General features: G+C 58.5%; 16 protein-coding genes. 7 read left to right on the forward strand and 9 right to left on the reverse strand.

Features of this window, described 5'->3' with window-relative positions; all coding sequences use genetic code 11:
* Position 1: 1 nt before the first annotated feature.
* Complete coding sequence (locus ACRZ9X_RS01130; protein WP_480515353.1) at positions 2-847, reverse strand: HalD/BesD family halogenase; 846 nt, start codon at positions 845-847, stop codon at positions 2-4.
* Positions 848-1,271: 424 nt separating this feature from the next.
* On the opposite strand from ACRZ9X_RS01130, the gene ACRZ9X_RS01135 reads away from it, so the two are divergent.
* The 4 genes from ACRZ9X_RS01135 (at position 1,272) to ACRZ9X_RS01150 (ending at position 5,991) form a co-directional block, all read left to right on the forward strand.
* Entirely contained in the window at positions 1,272-3,023 is a 1,752-nt protein-coding gene (locus ACRZ9X_RS01135) for an acetolactate synthase 3 large subunit (protein ID WP_480515355.1), read from the forward strand.
* Positions 3,024-3,082: 59 nt separating this feature from the next.
* Positions 3,083-4,330: a glycosyltransferase family 87 protein gene (locus ACRZ9X_RS01140; RefSeq protein ID WP_480515357.1), complete on the forward strand. Its 1,248-nt coding sequence runs from the start codon at positions 3,083-3,085 to the stop codon at positions 4,328-4,330.
* Positions 4,331-4,368: 38 nt separating this feature from the next.
* Positions 4,369-4,929 (forward strand): acetolactate synthase small subunit, encoded by a 561-nt coding sequence (gene ilvN, locus ACRZ9X_RS01145; RefSeq protein ID WP_480515359.1) that lies wholly within the window; start codon positions 4,369-4,371, stop codon positions 4,927-4,929.
* Positions 4,930-5,223: 294 nt separating this feature from the next.
* Complete coding sequence (locus tag ACRZ9X_RS01150) at positions 5,224-5,991, forward strand: helix-turn-helix domain-containing protein (protein ID WP_480515361.1); 768 nt, start codon at positions 5,224-5,226, stop codon at positions 5,989-5,991.
* Positions 5,992-6,044: 53 nt separating this feature from the next.
* Here ACRZ9X_RS01150 and ACRZ9X_RS01155 read toward each other — a convergent pair whose 3' ends face one another.
* The 3 genes from ACRZ9X_RS01155 to prfB all read right to left on the reverse strand — a co-directional run bounded on the left by ACRZ9X_RS01155 (position 6,045) and on the right by prfB (position 9,554).
* Positions 6,045-6,821 (reverse strand): DUF2189 domain-containing protein, encoded by a 777-nt coding sequence (locus ACRZ9X_RS01155; protein ID WP_480515362.1) that lies wholly within the window; start codon positions 6,819-6,821, stop codon positions 6,045-6,047.
* Between the two features lie 26 nt (positions 6,822-6,847).
* Complete coding sequence (locus tag ACRZ9X_RS01160) at positions 6,848-8,245, reverse strand: amidase (RefSeq protein ID WP_480515891.1); 1,398 nt, start codon at positions 8,243-8,245, stop codon at positions 6,848-6,850.
* A 184-nt stretch (positions 8,246-8,429) separates the two neighbouring features.
* Complete coding sequence (gene prfB, locus ACRZ9X_RS01165) at positions 8,430-9,554, reverse strand: peptide chain release factor 2 (RefSeq protein ID WP_480515364.1); 1,125 nt, start codon at positions 9,552-9,554, stop codon at positions 8,430-8,432.
* A gap of 77 nt (positions 9,555-9,631) precedes the next feature.
* Between prfB and ACRZ9X_RS01170 the strand changes: the two genes are divergently transcribed.
* Entirely contained in the window at positions 9,632-10,465 is an 834-nt protein-coding gene (locus ACRZ9X_RS01170) for an aminoglycoside phosphotransferase family protein (RefSeq protein WP_480515366.1), read from the forward strand.
* Here the strand turns inward: ACRZ9X_RS01170 and ACRZ9X_RS01175 are convergent.
* From ACRZ9X_RS01175 to ACRZ9X_RS01185, 3 genes are all read right to left on the reverse strand, one after another.
* Positions 10,459-12,945 (reverse strand): penicillin-binding protein 1A, encoded by a 2,487-nt coding sequence (locus ACRZ9X_RS01175; RefSeq protein ID WP_480515368.1) that lies wholly within the window; start codon positions 12,943-12,945, stop codon positions 10,459-10,461. The two genes, ACRZ9X_RS01170 and ACRZ9X_RS01175, sit on opposite strands and share 7 nt — an antisense overlap.
* A 95-nt stretch (positions 12,946-13,040) precedes the next feature.
* Entirely contained in the window at positions 13,041-14,261 is a 1,221-nt protein-coding gene (locus ACRZ9X_RS01180) for an N-acetylmuramoyl-L-alanine amidase (protein ID WP_480515370.1), read from the reverse strand.
* Between the two features lie 66 nt (positions 14,262-14,327).
* Positions 14,328-15,491, reverse strand: coding sequence for a pyridoxal phosphate-dependent aminotransferase (locus tag ACRZ9X_RS01185; RefSeq protein ID WP_480515372.1), 1,164 nt, complete (start codon positions 15,489-15,491; stop codon positions 14,328-14,330).
* Between ACRZ9X_RS01185 and ACRZ9X_RS01190 the strand changes: the two genes are divergently transcribed.
* Together ACRZ9X_RS01190 and ACRZ9X_RS01195 are read left to right on the forward strand one after the other, a co-directional pair.
* Positions 15,490-16,872 (forward strand): M48 family metalloprotease, encoded by a 1,383-nt coding sequence (locus tag ACRZ9X_RS01190; RefSeq protein ID WP_480515374.1) that lies wholly within the window; start codon positions 15,490-15,492, stop codon positions 16,870-16,872. The genes ACRZ9X_RS01185 and ACRZ9X_RS01190 overlap by 2 nt on opposite strands.
* On the forward strand, positions 16,869-17,627 hold the full coding sequence (locus ACRZ9X_RS01195; protein WP_480515376.1) for a DsbA family protein: 759 nt from the start codon (positions 16,869-16,871) through the stop codon (positions 17,625-17,627). The genes ACRZ9X_RS01190 and ACRZ9X_RS01195 overlap by 4 nt, the downstream gene beginning before the upstream one ends.
* A gap of 59 nt (positions 17,628-17,686) precedes the next feature.
* Here the strand turns inward: ACRZ9X_RS01195 and ACRZ9X_RS01200 are convergent, their stop codons facing one another.
* Both ACRZ9X_RS01200 and ispG read right to left on the reverse strand, forming a co-directional pair.
* Complete coding sequence (locus ACRZ9X_RS01200; RefSeq protein ID WP_480515378.1) at positions 17,687-18,253, reverse strand: hypothetical protein; 567 nt, start codon at positions 18,251-18,253, stop codon at positions 17,687-17,689.
* Between the two features lie 158 nt (positions 18,254-18,411).
* A complete protein-coding gene (ispG, locus tag ACRZ9X_RS01205; RefSeq protein WP_480515380.1) occupies positions 18,412-19,533 on the reverse strand; it encodes a flavodoxin-dependent (E)-4-hydroxy-3-methylbut-2-enyl-diphosphate synthase in 1,122 nt (373 codons plus the stop codon).
* Between the last annotated feature and the right edge of the window lie 47 nt (positions 19,534-19,580).

Genomic DNA, 19,580 nt, shown 5'->3' on the forward strand with positions numbered 1-19,580 from the left:
TTCAGTCCAGCAACCGATCCGTCCTGTTGCCATCGCGCGCATGATGATGCGGCAGCACGCGGCCATATAACTGCCGGGTCCGCTCGACACTGCCACACATGCCCGGTGCTTCGACAAACGAGAATATTCCTACATAACGCTTGCGCGCGCCCCTCACCGGCGCAACACGGTGCAGGGAATACCGGCCCCGGAAGATCTGCAGATCACCCGGTTGCAACTCGAGCCTGCGCACCCGCCCCATATTGCCATTCAGAACCGACGTGACGGCGGCAAAATTCTCATCATCTGCGCTTCGCAGATTGGCAGCGTATTCAAACGCCCCGCCTTCTTCGCCATTTTGGATCGCCAGCGTGACCGTGTAATTGTTGGTATCGAAATGCCAGGGAAACCCCTGCCCCTCTTCCACCACATTGATGATCACATCGGCCAGCGGATCATCATAGCGAAAGAACCGGTCTTCGGGCTCGTTCAGGGCCGTGCGGATGAAGGGCATGAAGCCTTCGAATTCGTATATCCGGCGCAGCGGGCCATCCTTGGCAAAGTTGTCAGCCGGCACAAAGGCGTTTGAACGGTCATAGAACCGGCGCAAAGGGTGCCCGATACCAAAACGCGGGTCATCCTTGGTAAAATACGCATTGGTCCGGTTGAACGAGCGATGGGCGTTGGGCGCAACCGCGTCGGCCTCGGCCAACAGCTGTGTCAGCCCTGCCTCATGAACAAAGCCCGGCAGCACCGCGCAGCCGTCCTGATCCAGATCACGGCGCAGGTCCTCGATCAGCCGGTCATAGGCATGCGAGCCCGAACAATCGATCGGATACCGGCCCAAATCCACCAGATCGTGCAACATGACAACCCTCGTTCACTCATCCTCTGTCTGAACAGCCTGACGCAGAGCACGCAGGTCATCATGCCTGTTTCGGACATCGCCCTGACGCATTTGACCCACGAATATTTCCGATTCAGCACCGTTAACCCCCATCAATTTCGCGGAAATTCCGAGTAGGCGGCGCCAGACGCAACAAAATGTCGCGAAATAGATCGCCTGAGATAGAAAATTTGCACAATTGCCTGTTGACGCCCCTCGCGCCCGCCCATAATGTCCGGTCCAGCAGAAAAGGAGCCTCTGGCGATGAGAACGCTAGTCGTAATCGTAGGAACCACGCGCATGGGCCGGTAACGGTAAACCATAATCGAACCCATGCGCCTCCGAGAAACTCGGGGGCTTTTTTTTGGCACAACGCAAGACACATGTCGCGAACGGAGCAAAGCAGATGACACGTGAGATGACCGGCGCAAAGATGGTGGTTCAGGCCCTCAAGGATCAGGGCGTGGACACAGTATTCGGATATCCCGGCGGCGCCGTCCTACCCATCTATGATGAAATCTTTCTGCAAAACGACATTCGCCACATTCTGGTGCGTCATGAACAGGGAGCCGTGCACGCCGCCGAAGGTTATGCGCGCTCGACCGGCAAGCCGGGTGTCGCGCTTGTGACCTCGGGTCCGGGCGCGACCAACGCGGTGACTGGACTGACCGATGCGCTTATGGATTCGATCCCGATCATCGTTCTGACCGGTCAGGTGCCCACCTTCATGATCGGCTCGGACGCTTTTCAGGAGGCTGACACCATCGGCATCACCCGCCCCTGCACCAAGCACAACTGGCTGGTCAAGGACACGGATTCGCTTGCCGGAACCATCCATGAGGCGTTCCATGTCGCCACGTCGGGCCGTCCGGGCCCGGTTCTGATCGACATCCCCAAGGATGTGCAGTTTGCGTCCGGTGAATACAGTGCACCCAAGCCGTCGACCTCGCATTACCAACCGGTTCTGAAAGGCGATCTGGAAGAGATCACCGAACTGGTCGCCGCCATGGAGATCGCGAAAAAGCCGATCTTCTATACTGGTGGCGGCGTCATCAACTCTGGCCCCGCCGCCAGCCAGTTGCTGCGCGAGCTTGTGGACGCAACCGGTTTTCCAATCACCTCGACCCTGATGGGTCTGGGCGCCTATCCGGCCTCGGGCAAGAACTGGCTGGGAATGCTTGGCATGCACGGCCTTTACGAGGCCAACATGGCCATGCATGACTGTGACCTGATGATCAATATCGGTGCCCGCTTTGACGACCGGATCACCGGGCGGATCGACGCGTTTTCACCAAACTCGATCAAGGCACATGTGGATATCGATCCATCTTCGATCAACAAAGTGATCCGCGTGGACATCCCGATTGTGGGCGACGTAGCCCATGTGCTGGAAGACATTCTGAAGGTCTGGAAAGCGCGCGGACGCAAAACAGATGCGTCCAATGTTCAGCAATGGCAAAACCAGATCGCCGAGTGGCGCAAGATCAACTGTCTGGCTTTCACCAACAGTGAAAAGACGATCAAACCGCAGCATGCGCTGCAACGTCTGGAAGAGCTGACGAAAACCCACGACCGCTACATCACGACCGAGGTCGGTCAGCACCAGATGTGGGCTGCGCAGTATCTGGGGTTCGAGGACCCCAATCGCTGGATGACATCCGGTGGTCTGGGCACTATGGGCTATGGCTTCCCGGCCTCGATCGGCGTGCAGATGGCGCACCCGGATGCGCTGGTCATCAATGTGGCTGGCGAAGCCTCGTGGTTGATGAACATGCAAGAGATGGGCACCGCCGCACAGTACCGTCTGCCCGTCAAGCAATTCATCCTGAACAACGAACGTCTTGGCATGGTGCGCCAGTGGCAGGAATTGCTGCATGGCGAGCGCTATTCGCATTCCTGGTCCGAGGCTCTGCCCGATTTCGTCAAGCTGGCCGAAGCGTTCGGTGCCAAGGGCATCTTGTGTTCCGACCCCGCCGATCTGGATGACGCCATCATGGAGATGATCGCTTATGACGGTCCTGTCATCTTCGACTGTCTGGTCGAAAAACATGAAAACTGCTTCCCGATGATCCCGTCAGGCAAGGCCCATAACGAGATGCTGTTGGGCGAGGCTGAAACGCAGGGCGTGATCGACTCGAAGGGATCAGTTCTCGTCTGACTTTTTTCAGACCCGGCCGACAAAACGTCAGCTTAACTTCAATTCGACAAGGCGCTCAGATGCATACGGACATACGTACCGAAAAGGACTACGCCGATGCGCGCCTGTCGATGTTTGAAAGTCGCCGCGCGTGGCAAGCCGGAACGTTGGTACCTGCACTTCTGATCCTGTTCTGCATCATCTGGAATTATACCAGCTATCTGGAAATCGTCCGCGATGGAAAAATCGCCCTGAACATAGATTTCAGGGTGTTTTGGGCAGCTTCGCGCCTTGCCATATCCGGAGCCCCCCTGGACGCGCTTGACATGGACAAGCTCATGCAAACGCACCAGATCATCAACGAAGACTGGATGCCATGGATATATCCAGCAGGTTTCCTGATTGTCCTCACACCTTTGGGAGCCCTGCACTTTTCAGTGGCATGGGCGGTCTTCACCGCAATATCTTTGCTGGCCTCTTTGGCCGCATATCGCCCCTTTTCGGGCGGAGTAACTCCTGTCTGGCTCGGGTTCGCGCTGGCCCCTGCCATGATGCCCAATCTTACCACAGGACAAACCAGCGTCTTGTGGATTGCAGGCCTGATCGGCGCGTTGGCTCTTCTTCGGGATGGTAAACCGATTTGGGCAGGTATCGTGATCGGCGCGCTGACATTGAAGCCCCAGCTTGGACTTCTGATCCCAATCGCGTTGATCGCATCAGGGTCCTGGGCAACGTTTTTCTCTGCAGCCGTCACAACAATTGCGATCACGGTACTGTCCACTTTCGTTGTTGGCGTCGAATACTGGTCTGAATTGCGCGCTCTGCTGGATTTACAGGTCGAATATGTAAGAAGCGCCAGCAGTGCCAACGATCTTATGATCAGCGCCTATTCGGTTTTCGCAGGGCTGGGTTTGCCCGACGCAATGGCATTGTCGATGCAATGGGTAATGGCAGCTTTGGCAGCAGTCGTTGTGTTCGTGACCTGGCGCAGCCCAAAAATCTGCTTTGATCTGCGCGTCGCCACTTTGTTGCTTGGGATTATCTGTGCAAGCCCCTACTTGTGGTTTTATGAATCCACACTGATCGCGGCCGCCGCCCTCTTTTTGCTGCGTGCAGGGGTGCTTGGCTCCAGCCCGGCAGGGCTGGTTTTGGCGGGCTTCATGTGGGTCGGGATCACCCCCGCTTTCGTGGTTATGTTCTTTACCGACTTTGACCAGTTTGAAATGCGCGCGGCTTTTGCCCCGGTTGCGTCAGCCGCGATCATTGTTTGTTGTGCAGCGATCATTCGACGATTGCGCACACCCGCCTCAACCGAGCCTCTGACTTGAGGCGCACCATGTATATTGTCTATCCGGAGTAATCCAACATGTCTGCTCTACACATCAAAAAAGGCTCGACCCGCCATTCGGCCTATAATCTACGCCCCACCTTCTCGGACGTTCAGGAACAGCACACCATCGCCGTTCTGGTCGAGAACGAACCGGGTGTTCTGGCCCGTGTGATCGGGTTGTTCTCGGGGCGCGGATACAACATCGACAGCCTGACCGTGGCCGAGGTTGACCATACCGGACATCTCAGCCGCATTACCATCGTGACAACGGGTACGCCGCAGGTGATCGAACAGATAAAGGCACAGCTGGGTCGGATCGTTTCCGTACGCGACGTGCATGACCTGACAGTCGAAGGCGCTGCGGTCGAGCGGGAGCTGGCGATTATTAAGGTCGTTGGTGAAGGCGACAAGCGGGTCGAAGCATTGCGGCTGGCCGATATCTTCCGCGCCAACGTGGTCGACAGCACGTTGAATTCATTCATATTCGAGATCACAGGCGCGCCGGATAAAATCGATGCCTTCGCGGATCTGATGCGCCCGCTGGGGCTGATCGAAGTAGCCCGCACCGGTGTCGCCGCCTTGTTGCGCGGTGATTGACAGATCAGGGGCTTTCATCTCATTCCAGATGAAAGCCTGTTTCCCGCGCGCAGAAACGCGGCCCGCCTGTGTCTTTGCAACAGTAAATTAGACCTAATGCAGGCATAACATAAATAAAACACAAACATAATTACTTTAATATGTTGCTTTTATTGGCAGCACGTATAGCCTGCAGCCTCAAGTGATCCTCGGGGATTGCTTGCAGGGGTCTTTTAACGATTTCGCAGGACGACAATGCAGCCCTCAGGCTGTGTACGTCATGTTTTGGAATGCCAAGATCAAACTGGGACAGACATGACTGAAACCACTCGCAGTCCCGCTGACTTGCGCGCCATGTTTGGCGCAAACTTGCGCCGGCTTGCGCAAGATTATCCTTCTGTCTCGGCATTGTGCCGTGAGTTGGGAATCAATCGGACCCAGTTCAATCGCTATCTCGCAGGAGAGAGCTTTCCCCGGCCGGACGTACTGGATCGTATTTGCCGGTTTTTCAACGTCGATGCGCGCATTTTGCTGAAACCGCTGGACGAAATTGACCCGCCTCTGGATCATCCAGCCGAGGCTTTGAACTGGTTCATGTCTCATCAGAACCGAGCGTCCCTGCCGACCGGATTCTTTCTGCTTCTGGAGGCACTTTCCACTGTTAACGAGGTATCCAGGTCTCGCCTGCTTTTTGTTCGACAGATCGGCGGAGTCACATTGGTGCGGGGATACGAGCCGCGCGCTCTTGCGGCGTCCGCGTCACCGCATCACCGCAAAGTCATGGGTTTTGTCGCTGGAACGAAAACCCATGTGTGTGCGTTGATCACACGAAAAGACGCACGACAGGGCCGGATGATCGTAGTGTCTGAGCAAAAAGGGCTGGACGCGCGTATCTGGGTTGGGAAAGGTTTCGACCTGTCTGCCGAAACCGGCGGCGATGTCAGACCGCAGCATGTTGAGTTGCACCACATAGGCACAGATCTGCCGACAGCATTGCGCATTGCGCGCCGCGCACCTTACTCTGATGGTTCCGATTTTCATCTCAGATTTCCGCCGAGCTCTGCGCCCACGTCGGAATCCTGACGGTTCAGCCCGGGCTATAATCGCTGGCCCGGCGACCCATAACCTTCCAAATTCTAAGCGCTTGCGGGCGGTTCCGATATCTGACGATACAGATGCCAACTGGCATGCCCCAGCAGAGGCAAGACAAGAAACAACCCCAGGAACCAGGGGATCATCGCCAGAAAAGTAATAACCGCAATGAAAGCCCCCCATCCCAGCATCACCTTTTTGTTGGCGCTGACATAGGCGAAACTGGCGATCATGGCGGTGACAAAGTCCAGTTCACGATCCAACAACATGGGAATAGACAGAACCGTGATCATGTAAAGCAGGATCGCAAACACGGCGCCGACTGCGGTTCCCACAGCCAACATGGTCACCCCGTTCGGCGTCAGAAACACTTCGAGAGAAGACGACACGTTCGTCATGGTGGACAGCCCCATGAACAAGGCAAAGATCATGTGGCCCAGAAAGAACCAGAACAGAAACATGACCACTATGATGGCGCAGATAGACGGCAATTGCCTGCGACTTTGCTGGACGACGACACCAAAAATTGCTGCGGAATCCAAGGGCTCGCCCTGATCCAGCCGATGCGACACCTCATACAGTCCGACCGCAGCAAATGGTCCGATCAGTGGAAATCCGATCGCGGCCAGAACCAGCCAGAAAGACGTGCCCGACTGAATGGTCACCCATGCCATCACCCAACCGGCCAGCACGTAAAACCCTGCAAAGATCAAGCCAAAAAGCGGCGCGCGCCGGTAATCCCGCCCCGCCTGGCGCAGCGCTTCTTTCAGCATCGCGGTGTCCACGGGTCTCAACGTCGGTACACCAAACTGTCTCTCCATTCTCGGTCTCTCCTCCCCGAAGATGTCTAAAATGCCGGTCGCCGTTGCGGCCAGGTTGTGGCTTCGTGATAGGCCGCGCCCATTGACAACAAGCGCGCGTCCGACCCGCGCGGTCCAAACAGCTGAATCCCCATCGGCAACCCATCGATCCCAAATCCGGCGGGCATGCCCAGACAGGGAAGACCCAGCAGGCTGACCGGAGTCACCACCTGCATCCAGCGATGGTAAGTGTCCATCAGACTGCCCGCGATTTCAGTCGGATAGGGGATATCGATCCGAAATGGCCAGACCTGAGCCGATGGCAGGACCAGCGCATCAAAATCTTCAAACACCCGAACTGCCTTACGAAACCAGTCCGACCGGATGACACTGGCGCGATGTATCTCCATCGCGCTCATCGCCAACCCCCGGTCAAGTTCCCACTGAGCACTGTCTTTCAGCGCGTCCTTTCGCTCGGACATCGGCTCTAACCCCGCCGCGATCGACCAGGATCGCAAGGTGATCCAACTCTCCCAGATAAGATCGGCATCAAATGGCGGGGCCACTTCGTCCACATGGGCACCAAGCTCGGCAAAGACCCGTAGTGCATACTGACAGATATCCGAAATACCCGCCTCATACGGAAATGCGCCGCCCCAATCCCCCAGCCACCCAATCCGCATACCGGACAGGTCAGATGGCAGCACCGGGCCGCCGTTCTCAAAGGGGCTGTTGTTGGGTAGCCTTGCATCCGGACCGGCCATGACATCCAGTAAGATCCCCAGATCTGCCGGTGACCGCGCCATCGGACCCAATGTCGATAGTTGATGCAGGAATCCATCGCCTGAAGGCTCTGATGGAACCACGCCCCAGCTTGGCCGAAAACCGTACACATTGTTCCACGCGGCAGGGTTGCGCAAACTGCCCATCATGTCCGAGCCGTCCGCCAAGGCCAGCATTCCGGTTGCCAACGCGACCGCGGCGCCCCCGGACGACCCGCCACAGGTCCGTTGGGCATTATAGGGATTGCCCGTCGCGCCATAGACCGGGTTGAAAGTGTGCGATCCCAATCCAAACTCCGGCGAATTGGTCTTGCCGATCAAAATCGCCCCTGCCGCCCGCAGCCGAGATGCCATCAAGTCATCAGCCTCGGGCACAAAATCCCGAAACAACGGCGAGCCCTGCGACGACACGATGCCCGCCACATTGACCAGATCCTTGACCGCCATCGGCAAACCGTGCAACGGCCCCCGAACGGGTCCTGCATCCAGCGCCTGCGCCTCTGCCAACAGCGACCGCTCATCGCGCATCGCAACAATGGCATTCACATCAGGATTGACCTGTCCGATCCGGTTCAGAGTGGCCTGCATCACCTCCGCACAGGACACGCGTCGATCGGCCAAATCAGCCAGCAGGGTCTGGGCGGAAATCTGGGTCAGGTCCATCAATGGCTCGAGCGTCCTCATCAGCGGTTACCAACCAGCCTAGCCAAGCCGTCCCGGCATTTAAACCCACTGTTTAGATGTATCTTTTCCCATCCGACCGCGCACCCGCCCCGGCTTCATCTGGCCAAAAATATCCCGGGGGAGTCGCGGCTTGCCGCGGCGGGGGCAGCGCCCCCTGCCCGACCTAATCGCCCTGCGCTTCGGACCGGCTTTTGCCTGCTACGTCCAGGGCCAGCGTTGCAGCCATGAACCCATCGAGATCACCGTCCAACACCCCTTTGGTGTCAGAGGTTTCGAAATTCGTCCGCAGATCCTTGACCATCTGGTAAGGCTGCAGAACGTAGGACCGGATCTGGTTACCCCAGCCCGCATCACCTTTGGCCTCATGCGCCGCATTGATATCCGCGTTCCGCCGGTCCAACTCTTGCTGGTAAAGCCGCGATTTCAGCGCCTTCATGGCGATATCCCGGTTCTGGTGCTGCGACTTTTCCGAACTGGTCACAACAATTCCGGTCGGGATATGGGTAATCCGCACGGCCGAATCCGTCGTGTTCACGTGCTGCCCACCCGCACCTGACGACCGGTAGGTATCGATCCGGATATCCGACGGGTTCACTTCGATCTCGATATTGTCATCGACCACGGGATACACCCAGACCGAGCTGAAAGAGGTGTGCCGCTTGGCCGCGGAATCAAAGGGCGAGATGCGCACCAGCCGGTGCACACCACTTTCCGATTTCAACCAGCCATAGGCGTTATGGCCGGAAATCTTGTAAGCTGCGGATTTGATTCCAGCCTCTTCCCCAGCCGTCTCGGACTGCAGCTCGACCGTATAGCCCTTCTTCTCGGCCCAACGCACATACATCCGCGCCAGCATCGAGGCCCAGTCACAGCTTTCTGTCCCTCCGGCGCCCGAGTTGATCTCGAGGAAGGTATCATTGCCATCCGCTTCACCGTCCAGCAGCGCCTCAAGCTCTTTCTTGGCCGCTTTCGCGCCCAGTTTGGCAATCGCATCCTCGGCGTCTTTGACGACTTCTTCGTCTTCCTCCATTTCACCAAGTTCGATCAACTCGATATTGTCGCTCAGATCGGTCTTGATCGACTCGTAGGTTTCAATGGCATCCACCAGCATCTGACGCTCGCGCATCAGTTTCTGGGCGTTTTCCGGGTTATCCCACAAGTTGGGGTCTTCGACCCGGGCGTTGAACTCTTCCAGCCGGTGCGGCGCGGTTTCATAGTCCATGCGCTGCGACAACAGCTCCAGCGACTTTTCGATGTCCGCCACGATATTCTGGGTTTCCGCGCGCATGGTTACGTCCCAACTTGCTCAATCAGGCCTGCGTGATAGCAAGAGGTTCAGGCCACCACAAGATGAAGGAGACGCGAATGCCTGCCGCTCTGGCGGATATCCTTGATGCATGGGGGCTGAGCGGGGCCATTCTGGTCTCGGAAACCGGCCACGCACGTGTGTGGAAGGTCCGGACGCAGGACGGGCAAATGGCGGCCCTCAAACTCTACAACCGCCAGGATCGTGGAAACGAAGCTGCGGGAACTCGAATTCTTCGGATGTGGAACGGTGCCGGGGCAGTCAGGATTTTGGCCGAGGCAGAAGAAGCGGTCCTCATGGAATGGCTGAGCGGCCCGACACTCGGCGATGTGGCCCGCGACGGCAAGATAATGCAGGCACTGTCCCTTTTTGCTGAAACGGCAGAACGGCTCCAATCAGCACCAATTCCCGATCATCCGGCATGGCGACCCCTCAGCCACATCTTTGATCCACTTTTCACTTGCACGTTTTCGTCGGATTGTCCGGTGGGGTTGAAAACCGATATGCAGATGGCCTGCGATCTGGCGCATCATATGCTCGACAACCAAACAAACCCCGTGCCACTGCACGGAGATCTGCACCCCGACAATGTGATCCTGACAAACACCGGACCTAAGGTCATTGACGCCAAAGGTTATGTGGGCGATCGCGCGTTTGAGCTGGCCAATGCCCTGCGCCACCCCAAGGGGATGTCAGATCTGGTCCGGCGTCCGGAACAGATCGAACGATGTCTGACGCTCTATGCTGATGCTATGAACGTATCGCGCGACCGGCTTGCGAAATGGGCTGCCGCCAAATGTGCGCTTTCAATCTTTTGGCGCGCTGGTGGAACAATCGGGCACGACCCCGAAGCCGATCTGTTGCGTCTGTTGCTGGAGGCAGCGGGTCAATAAAGCCCGCCGCCCTGCAGATCGCCCTGGCTGGCGTTCGGGCCAACCGTGATCGTGTTCCCGGTCGAGGTGGTGACCTGACGGCCCGAACTGGCCTCTTCGAACAACGGCAGGTCAGAGCCCATCGCAAAGCCGCCGTCATAGACGCGGTCGATGAAGCCATCGACGCCATCGCGGAAATACTCGGCGACCACATAGTCGCCGGTCGCGCTTTCGGGCAGGCGCGCGCCGCTGAAGCGGTCGATCTTGATGAAATGTCCGCCCTCTGGCACGTCGAACGGGCCGCCACCGTATTTCTCGGTCGCGTGTTCCATAAAGCTCTGGAAGACCGGGCCGCACATGGTGCCGCCATAGGCGCCACGTCCCATGGGGCGCGGGCGATCATAACCGATGTAACACCCGGCGACGATGTTGGATGTAAAGCCGATGAACCACGCATCCTTCGAGTCGTTGGTCGTGCCCGTCTTGCCCGCCGTCGGCACCGGCAAATTGACAAAGCTGGATGCGGTGCCGCGATCCACAACGCCTTTCATCATCGAGGTCAGCTGATAGGCGGTAATCGCGTCCATGACCTGAGACCTGTTTGTCTCGATTGTCGGAGCCTCGTCAGGCTCCAACCAGCTTGAGTTACAATCCAGACACTGGCGGTCGTCATGGCGATAGATGGTTTTGCCAAAGCGGTCCTGAATGCGGTCGACCAGTGTGGGCTCAACCCGCTCACCGCCGTTGGCGAACATCGCGTAGGCCGCGACCATCTTATAAAGCGTCGTCTCCTCGGACCCCAGCGAGTTCGCAAGGAACGCGCCCATCCGGTCATAGACGCCGAACCGTTCGGCATAACCTGCGACCACGGGCATGGTCACTTCTTGCGCCAGACGAATGGTCATTAGGTTCCGTGATTGTTCAATTCCGGTGCGCAGCGGTGTCGGGCCGTAAAACTTGTTCGACGAGTTCTTGGGACGCCAGAGCCCCTGCGGTGTGTTCACCTCAATGGGCGCGTCCACAACGATTGTCGCCGGGCTATAGCCACTGTCCAGAGCGGCGGCATAGACGAAGGGCTTGAAGCTGGACCCAGGCTGCCGCTGCGCCTGCGTGGCACGGTTGAACACCGAATCCTGATAGGAAAACCCACCCTGCATCGCCAGCACGCGGCCCGAGTTCACGTCCATCGCGACAAAGCCACCCTGTACCTCGGGCACCTGACGGGCCGACCATTGGCCGTCTTCGCCCGCCATGACCAGAATGACATCACCCCGTTTGAAATTGTCGAAGAAATTGCCCTGCATCCATTGGATATCCGAGCGTGGGACTGTCCCGTCGGCAGGGCCATCTTCGATTCCGACCGTCAGCGATTGCTCGGCCACGTTCAGCACAACAGCCGGATACCATTGCGTTGGCAGTACCACATCACGCGGGATTTCCAGCGTCGACAGGGCCTCGCGCCACTTGGCTTCATCCGCCAGCGTCTCATCGGCGATCACCTCTCCGGTGCCCCGCCACTTACCGCGTGAGCGGTCGTATTTCTGCAATGCCACGCGCAGGGCCTTGGCCGCCTCGACCTGCATTTCCTCGTCCACCGAGGCGCGTACGGTGAACCCGCCGGTAAAGAACTCACCCTCACCGAAATCCTCGCTCAGCTGGCGGCGGATTTCGTCGGTGAAGTAGTCTCGAGGCGGCAAAGCTGTGCGGAAACTTTCAAAATCGCCGTTCTGGACCGAGCGCAGCGGCATGGCGACCTCGGTCTCATAGGTTGACGCGTCGATATATCCGTTCTGATTCATCTCACGCAGAACGTAGTTACGGCGGTCCAGCAGGCGTTGTTTCTCGAACACGGGGTGATAGTTTGACGGGGCTTTTGGCATCGACGCCAGTGTTGCAGCCTCATGCGGGGCCAGTTCCTGCAGCGTCTTGTTGAAATAGGTCTGCGCCGCCGCCGTCACGCCGTAAGAGTTCTGACCCAGAAAGATCTCGTTCATATAGAGTTCAAGGATCTGTTCCTTGTCGAGCGTATCTTCCAGACGGGTGGCCAGGATGATTTCCTTGATCTTTCGCTCGGCCTGACGGTCGCCGGACAGCAGAAAGTTTTTCATCACCTGCTGGGTGATCGTGGACGCGCCGCGGACATTCGCGCCCTTGGATTGGACCGCCTCGACACCTGCGGCAACGATCCCGCGCGGATCATAACCCTGATGCGTATAGAAGTTCTTGTCTTCCGCCGAGATGAACGCCTGTTTCACCAGATCGGGAATTTCTTCGGACGGCGTAAACAGGCGGCGTTCCTGCGCGAATTCATCGATCAACTGACCCTCGCCGGAATAAATCCGGCTGATCGTCGGCGGCTTGTACTGCGCCAGCGATTCATGGCTGGGCAGGTCGCGCCCATACATCCAGAACACCGCACCGATCACCAGTGCGGCCATGAAGATACCCAGGGTTACGAGGCTGAAGATCGCCCCGAAAAACGAAAGAATGAAACGGATCACGTTACTGCCTTTTGCTCGCGGTGCCGCCTATATAGGAGCGACCCTGTTCGGGGTCAAAACACGATGGCCAATATTAGCCGGTTTACGCCGTCGGGTCACTGGCCAATCAGGGACCGATTGATCACATCATCCTGACGCCAGCGTTGCAACCCGTCGCGAATGCCGCGCGCCATGCCCATGCGCCAATCCGGATTCTGAATGTTTTTCAGGTCGCGAGGACTGGACAAAAAGCCAAGTTCGATCAGGACGGACGGTATGTCTGCCGCCTTGAGAACCGAAAAAGACGCCGTTCGCACCGGTTTGCTGTTCATCGGCCCGCCCTGCTGCGTCATACCCTGCGACAGCGCCTGCGCCAGAGCGTCCGTGCGCGGCCTGGTCTCCTGACGGGCCATGTCCAACAGGATATCAGCGACCTGATCATCGGTACCGCTCAGGTCGATCCCCGCAATCAGGTCGCCGCGATCATGGCGTTCGGCCAGCTTGTGGCTGGCCACATCCGACGCGTCTTCGGACAGTGTATACACCGCTGCCCCGTGCGCCCTGCCTTCCGACAGCCAGTCCGCGTGCAGCGAGATGAACACATCCGCCCCGGCCCGATGGGCCAAAGCGATACGCCGTTCCAGGGATACGAAGTGGTCGTCGGATCGAGTGAGGACCACGTCGAACCCACCGGTCCGCAACAACAGCTCACGCAATTCGCGGGCGAAGGTCAGCATCAGGGTTTTTTCGTTGATTCGCGCAATTTCGGCCCCCGGATCGATGCCGCCATGACCGGGATCCAACATAACGCGCAAAGGGCGTGACCCGTCCGCGTCGCGTCGCGTCGCAACAATCTCGGGCGGTGGCAAGTCCCAGCCCGGCTGACGCGGTGCCCCGGCAGTGGCCGCGAACTGATCGAAATCGGTGCCTTTCAGGCGCAAGATCAACCTGGCCGAGCCGTCGCCCTCATCCACTCGCATATCGGCGGTGTCGACCGCCAGCGGCGCGCCAAGATCCAGCACCATGCGTGACCAGCCGGGCACGTAAGCCCCGTATTGCACGCCACTGATCCGATCGGTTTGCAAGAACGTGTCGCGGTTCAGACCGGTCCAGTCGACCTCCTGAAAATCCAGCACCATGCGGTAAGGGTCGCGCAGCGTGAAAACGCGGTACGGCACACCCTGGCTCAGGCCCAGTTCGACAACCACCCCTGCACGCCCGTCATCGCGGATGCGGCTGTCATCTGGCAAAATACGCGCAAGTGCGCTGAAATCATGCGCAAATGCAGCACTGGTCATCGCCAATACCAGCGCGATGGCGTAGAAAATCCTGCTCATGGCCTCAAGTGTTCCCGAGATCGTTTGACCGCCAGACTATCGCACCGAGGCAGTTTTGTGAACGCCTTACACCTGTTCCGGGATCGCGCCACGCTCAGACATAAAACGATGCAGGCGACGCAGGCCTTCTTCGATATCCGCGGTTGCACGGGCGTAGGAAAACCGCAACGTTCTATGGCCGCGCCGCGGGTCAAAATCCAGTCCCGGTGTCACGGCGACACCGGCTTTGTCCAGAATCTCGGCCGCGAAGGCACGGCTGTCATCTGTCAGATCAGACACATCCGCATAAACATAAAATGCCCCGTCCGGCGGTGCGATATTGGTGAAACCGGCCTTTGGCAGCCCCTCCAGCATCAGCGCGCGGTTGCGTCGGTACACGTCCAGATTGGCCTGCAACTCCTCCTCGCACTCCATCGCTGCAAGTGCGGCGACCTGACTGGCATGCGGGGCGCAGATGAACATATTCTGAGCGATCCGTTCGACGACGCGCACCTGATCCTCGGGCACCACCATCCATCCGACACGCCAGCCGGTCATCGAGAAATACTTTGAGAACGAGTTGATTACATAGCACTCATCCGTCAGTTCCAGCGCGGTGACGGCTTTCGCCTCGTATTCCAGACCGTGGTAAATCTCATCACTGATGAACGAGGCCCCCTGCGCCTGAGCCGCGTCAATCAACGCTCCCATGGCCGTGTGATCAAGCATTGTTCCTGTGGGGTTTGCAGGTGAAGCCACCATCAGACCCTGCAGGTCCAGCCCGGAAAAATCATCTGGCACTGGCTGTAACCGGTTTTCCGGCGCAGTGGGCAGATCGACCGGGACCAGGCCCAGCGCCCTGAGAATTTGTCGATAAGACGGATATCCCGGCGCACCAATCCCGACACGATCTCCGCTGTCGAACAGCGCCGTGAAGGTCAGCAGGAAACCGCCGGATGAGCCCGGCGTGATCACCACCCTCTCGGGGTTCAGATCGACATTGTACCATTCGCCATAAAGCCGTGCGATGCGCTGTCGCAACGCAGGCAGTCCCAGAGCGACCGTGTAACCCAGCGGGCCTTGATCCATTGCCTTTGCAAGCGCCTCGGACGCCCCTTTGGGCGCACCGGTGCCGGGCTGGCCAACCTCCATGTGAATGATGTGGCGACCGGCCTCTTCGGCGCGGCGCGCGGCCTCCATCACATCCATCACGATAAAGGGATCGACCTCGGACCGGGTTGAGTTTCGCATGCCCATCTCCCACATTGCGTTCATGGCTTTTGAGCGTGTATCCAGGCTGGCGTCAATCCCGGCCCTGTTGCTGATTGCAGCGACATGGATCACCAGTGCTGCGCAAAGCGCCGCCCAAAGCTTGATCCGGGATGCCGATATCGAACACGGCCTGCGAGAACTGGCGTTTCCGGTGCTGCGCGCCGCTGGTCTGAACACCAATCAGGTGCGCATCATTGTGGTCAATGACAGCACGTTCAACGCCTTCGTCGTGGACTATAACGCCATCTATGTGAACTATGGCCTGATCCTCGCGGTCGACAGCCCCGAAATGCTGCAGGCCGTGATCGCGCATGAGGCCGCACACATTGCCAACGGTCACCTCGCACGGCGGGTCGAAAACCTGCGGGCAGCGGAACGCAACGCCCGGCTGGGCACTGCGCTGGCACTGATCACCGCCGCAGCCGGAGGCGGCCAGGCGGCAGCCGGGATCGCTGCCGGTACCACATCATCCGCCCTGCGCAGCTTTCTGGGCCATACGCGCGCCGAAGAGGCGTCGGCCGATCGCAGCGCCGCCAGCTATTTGCGATGGGCAGGCATTTCGCCCAGCGGCATGGTCAAGCTGCACCGGAAATTTGCCGGTCAGGAGTTTCTGAGCGAGACCAATCAAGACCCCTACATGCGCTCACACCCCACCAGCCGCGAACGTCTGCGCGCCGCCGAGGCGTTCATGGACGAGTTCGGTGATCAGGCACAGCCCAACCAGAATGCCGACTATTGGTTTGCGCGGGTGAAGGGCAAGCTCTCGGCCTTCCTGCGCTCGCCGACCTGGACGATGCGGCGCGCGAAAGAAGAAACGGCTCAGGACATTCGTCTCATGCGCGAAGCGTCCGCCCATCACCAGAACCGCGATCTGGCCAAGGCGCGCGCCGCCATTGACGGTGCATTGGCGCTGCGACCAGATGATGCGTTTTACTATGAGCTCAAAGGACAGATACTTCTGGAAAACCGGCAGATAAAAGAAGCCGTCGCAGCTTATGGTCAGGCGGTCGAAATGGCACCCAACGATCCGCTGGTCCTGGCGGGCTATGGTCGGGCCCTGCTGATTGATGGCCAGACCAAAGATGCACTGGATATGCTTGAGCAAGCACGCGCACGCGATCATCGCAATGCGCGGCTGATGCGGGATCTGGGTGTCGCTTATTCACAAGTCGGCAATAATGGCATGGCGTCTGCCGTGACCGCTGAACGATATGCCTTGCAAGGCAAGATGGCTGATGCAGGTATCCATGCAAAACGCGCAGTTGCGCGGCTTCCCGTCGGCTCTCCGGGTTGGCAAAGGGCACAGGATGTGTTGATTGCTTCCGAAAGAGCGACAAAAAAGAAAAGGAAACGGAAATGATCCTCAGACATGCTGCACCCGCCCTTCTGGGGCTTTCCCTGATCGCAGGTCCCACACAGGCACTGGACCTGAACGCGATGACCGACGCGGAACGGGCCGAGTTTGGCGCGCAGGTGCGCGAATACCTGCTGGCAAACCCCGAGGTCATCATTGAGGCGGTCAACATCCTCGAAGAGCGCAACGCCGCCGCCGAGGCGGCCGCAGACAAAGAACTGGTGGCTGCCAATGCAGACGATCTGTTCAACGACGGCTATAGCTGGGTGGGCGGTAACCCCGATGGCGACATCACTCTGGTCGAGTTCATGGACTATCGCTGCGGCTACTGCCGCCGTGCGGTTCCCGAAGTCGCCGATCTGCTGGCCGAAGATGGCAACATCCGGTTGGTCATCAAGGAACTTCCGATTCTGGGCGACGCCTCGGTGATCTCTTCGCGCTTTGCCATTGCTACAAAGCAAGTGGCCGGGGATGACGCCTATAAGCAGGTCCATGACGCGCTGCTGGAATTCAGCGGCGAACCGTCCGAGGTGACCCTGCGCCGAATCTCGGATGGGTTGGGTCTGGACAGCGACGCGATCCTGACGGCCATGAACAGTGACGACGTGACCGCCGAGATCGCGCAAACTCGCGAGTTAGCGCAGCGAATGCGTATCTCGGGCACGCCTTCGTTTGTTCTGGGCACCGAGATGTTGCGCGGTTATCTGACCGCCGACCAGATGTTGCAGATTGCAGACGGCGTGCGCGCGGAACAGGGGTAATTCCGGCGAGGAGCGAAAACCGCCGCCCCCCGCCCAAAATTTAACTTTGAAACGCACCCTCAGTATGGAAAGGGTGCGTTACATTTCAGCCAAACAACCCATCTGTTCGTCCCATCCGAACGGAACTGCGCAGCGGGCACAGATTCTCCTCGGATCCCGGCGGGAATAACATCGCGCCCCTGCCTGCGGCTTTCCGCCAGAACTGCATTGATGTCCTGCAGATTGGTGATGCGCCGGACACCGTTATTGGCGGTGATCGGACCGGATCGGCAATAGGTTGCGCGGGCGACCTGTTGTGCGACACTCATTGCGGCTTTGGGGTCGCTTCCGTCCCAAAGCGATTCTGCGACCCGAGCCGCCAGAATCGGATCGGCCAGGACCTGCGGTTTATCTTTGGGCGGTTTTCCCTGACCCCCAACCGTTAAGGTGACGATAAGACTATCGACAGCGTCGCCAGTACGACCCGGTGCCAATCCGGCGGACAGGTATCGCAGCTTCGTCCGGGCGACGTTGTCTGGCACCGGAACAACCACCTGTCTTGGATAGCGGTCTAACTCACCCGAGCCACTGCTGCACGCCGCCAACACGACGCACATAAGCACCGCGATACTGTAAGTTAGTTTCATTAAGTGATGCCCTTAAGTATTTTTATTATATAGGCTTTCTTCATTCAGACCTGGGCAACAATATGGCACCGAACCTCGGGGTTCGAAAAAATCTTCAAACGCGAAATACGGCCTTAGAAGCTTCCCAGTGTTCAGGCAGCGAGACAGTTTTTCCTGGATTACTCGGCAGCTTCAGCCGTCGCATCCAGTTCGGCTGCCTTTTTCTCGACCTGTTCCACGATATGATCGATCATTTGGTCATTCGACATCTTGTGGCTGGCCTTGCCTGCCAGATACACCATACCAGACCCGGCCCCGCCGCCAGTAAAGCCAACATCGGTCATCAGCGCCTCGCCCGGGCCGTTCACGACACAGCCAATGATCGACAAGCTCATGGGCGTCTTGATGTGCTCCAGCCGATGCTCAAGTGCTTCGACCGTTTTGATCACGTCAAACCCCTGCCGCGCACAGGAGGGGCATGAGATGATGTTTACACCGCGGTGTCGCAGGCCCAGGGATTTCAGGATTTCAAATCCGACCTTCACCTCTTCTACCGGATCGGCGGACAGGCTGACGCGGATCGTGTCGCCGATGCCCATCCACAGCAGGTTACCCAGACCGATGGCGGATTTGATGGTGCCGCTGACCAGCCCCCCGGCCTCGGTAATACCCAGATGGATCGGTGCGTCGGTCGCCTCGGCAATGCCCTGATAAGCGGCAGCCGACAGGAATACATCGCTGGCTTTCACACTTATCTTGAAGTTGTGAAAGTCGTTATCCTCAAGAATACGGATATGCTCCAACCCGCTTTCGACCATCGCCTCGGGGCAAGGTTCGCCATATTTCTCAAGCAGATGCTTTTCCAGCGACCCCGCGTTAACCCCGATACGGATCGAGCAATCGTGGTCGCGCGCGGCGGCGATCACTTCTTTCACCCGTTTTTCGTCACCGATGTTTCCCGGGTTGATACGCAAGCAGGCGGCACCAGCCTCGGCAGCCTCGATCCCGCGTCGGTAATGAAAGTGGATATCCGCGACGATCGGCACCGGACTTTCCCGCACGATCTCTTCCAACGCTTTCGAGGAGGCCTCATCCGGAACCGACACCCGCACGATATCAGCGCCTGCCTCGGCTGCCGCCAGCACCTGCGCAACCGTTGCCGCCACATCAGTGGTCAGCGTGTTGGTCATGGTCTGCACGGCTATCGGCGCGTCGCCTCCGACGGGCACGTTTCCGACCATGATCTGGCGGGATTTGCGGCGATAGATATCGCGCCATGGGCGCACGTGGTTCAGAGACATGGGAACGGGCTCGCGTCTGCCTTGGTTGCGCCTTTAGATAGTCCGGC

The sequence above is a fragment of the Ruegeria sp. AL1 genome (genome assembly GCF_056540905.1).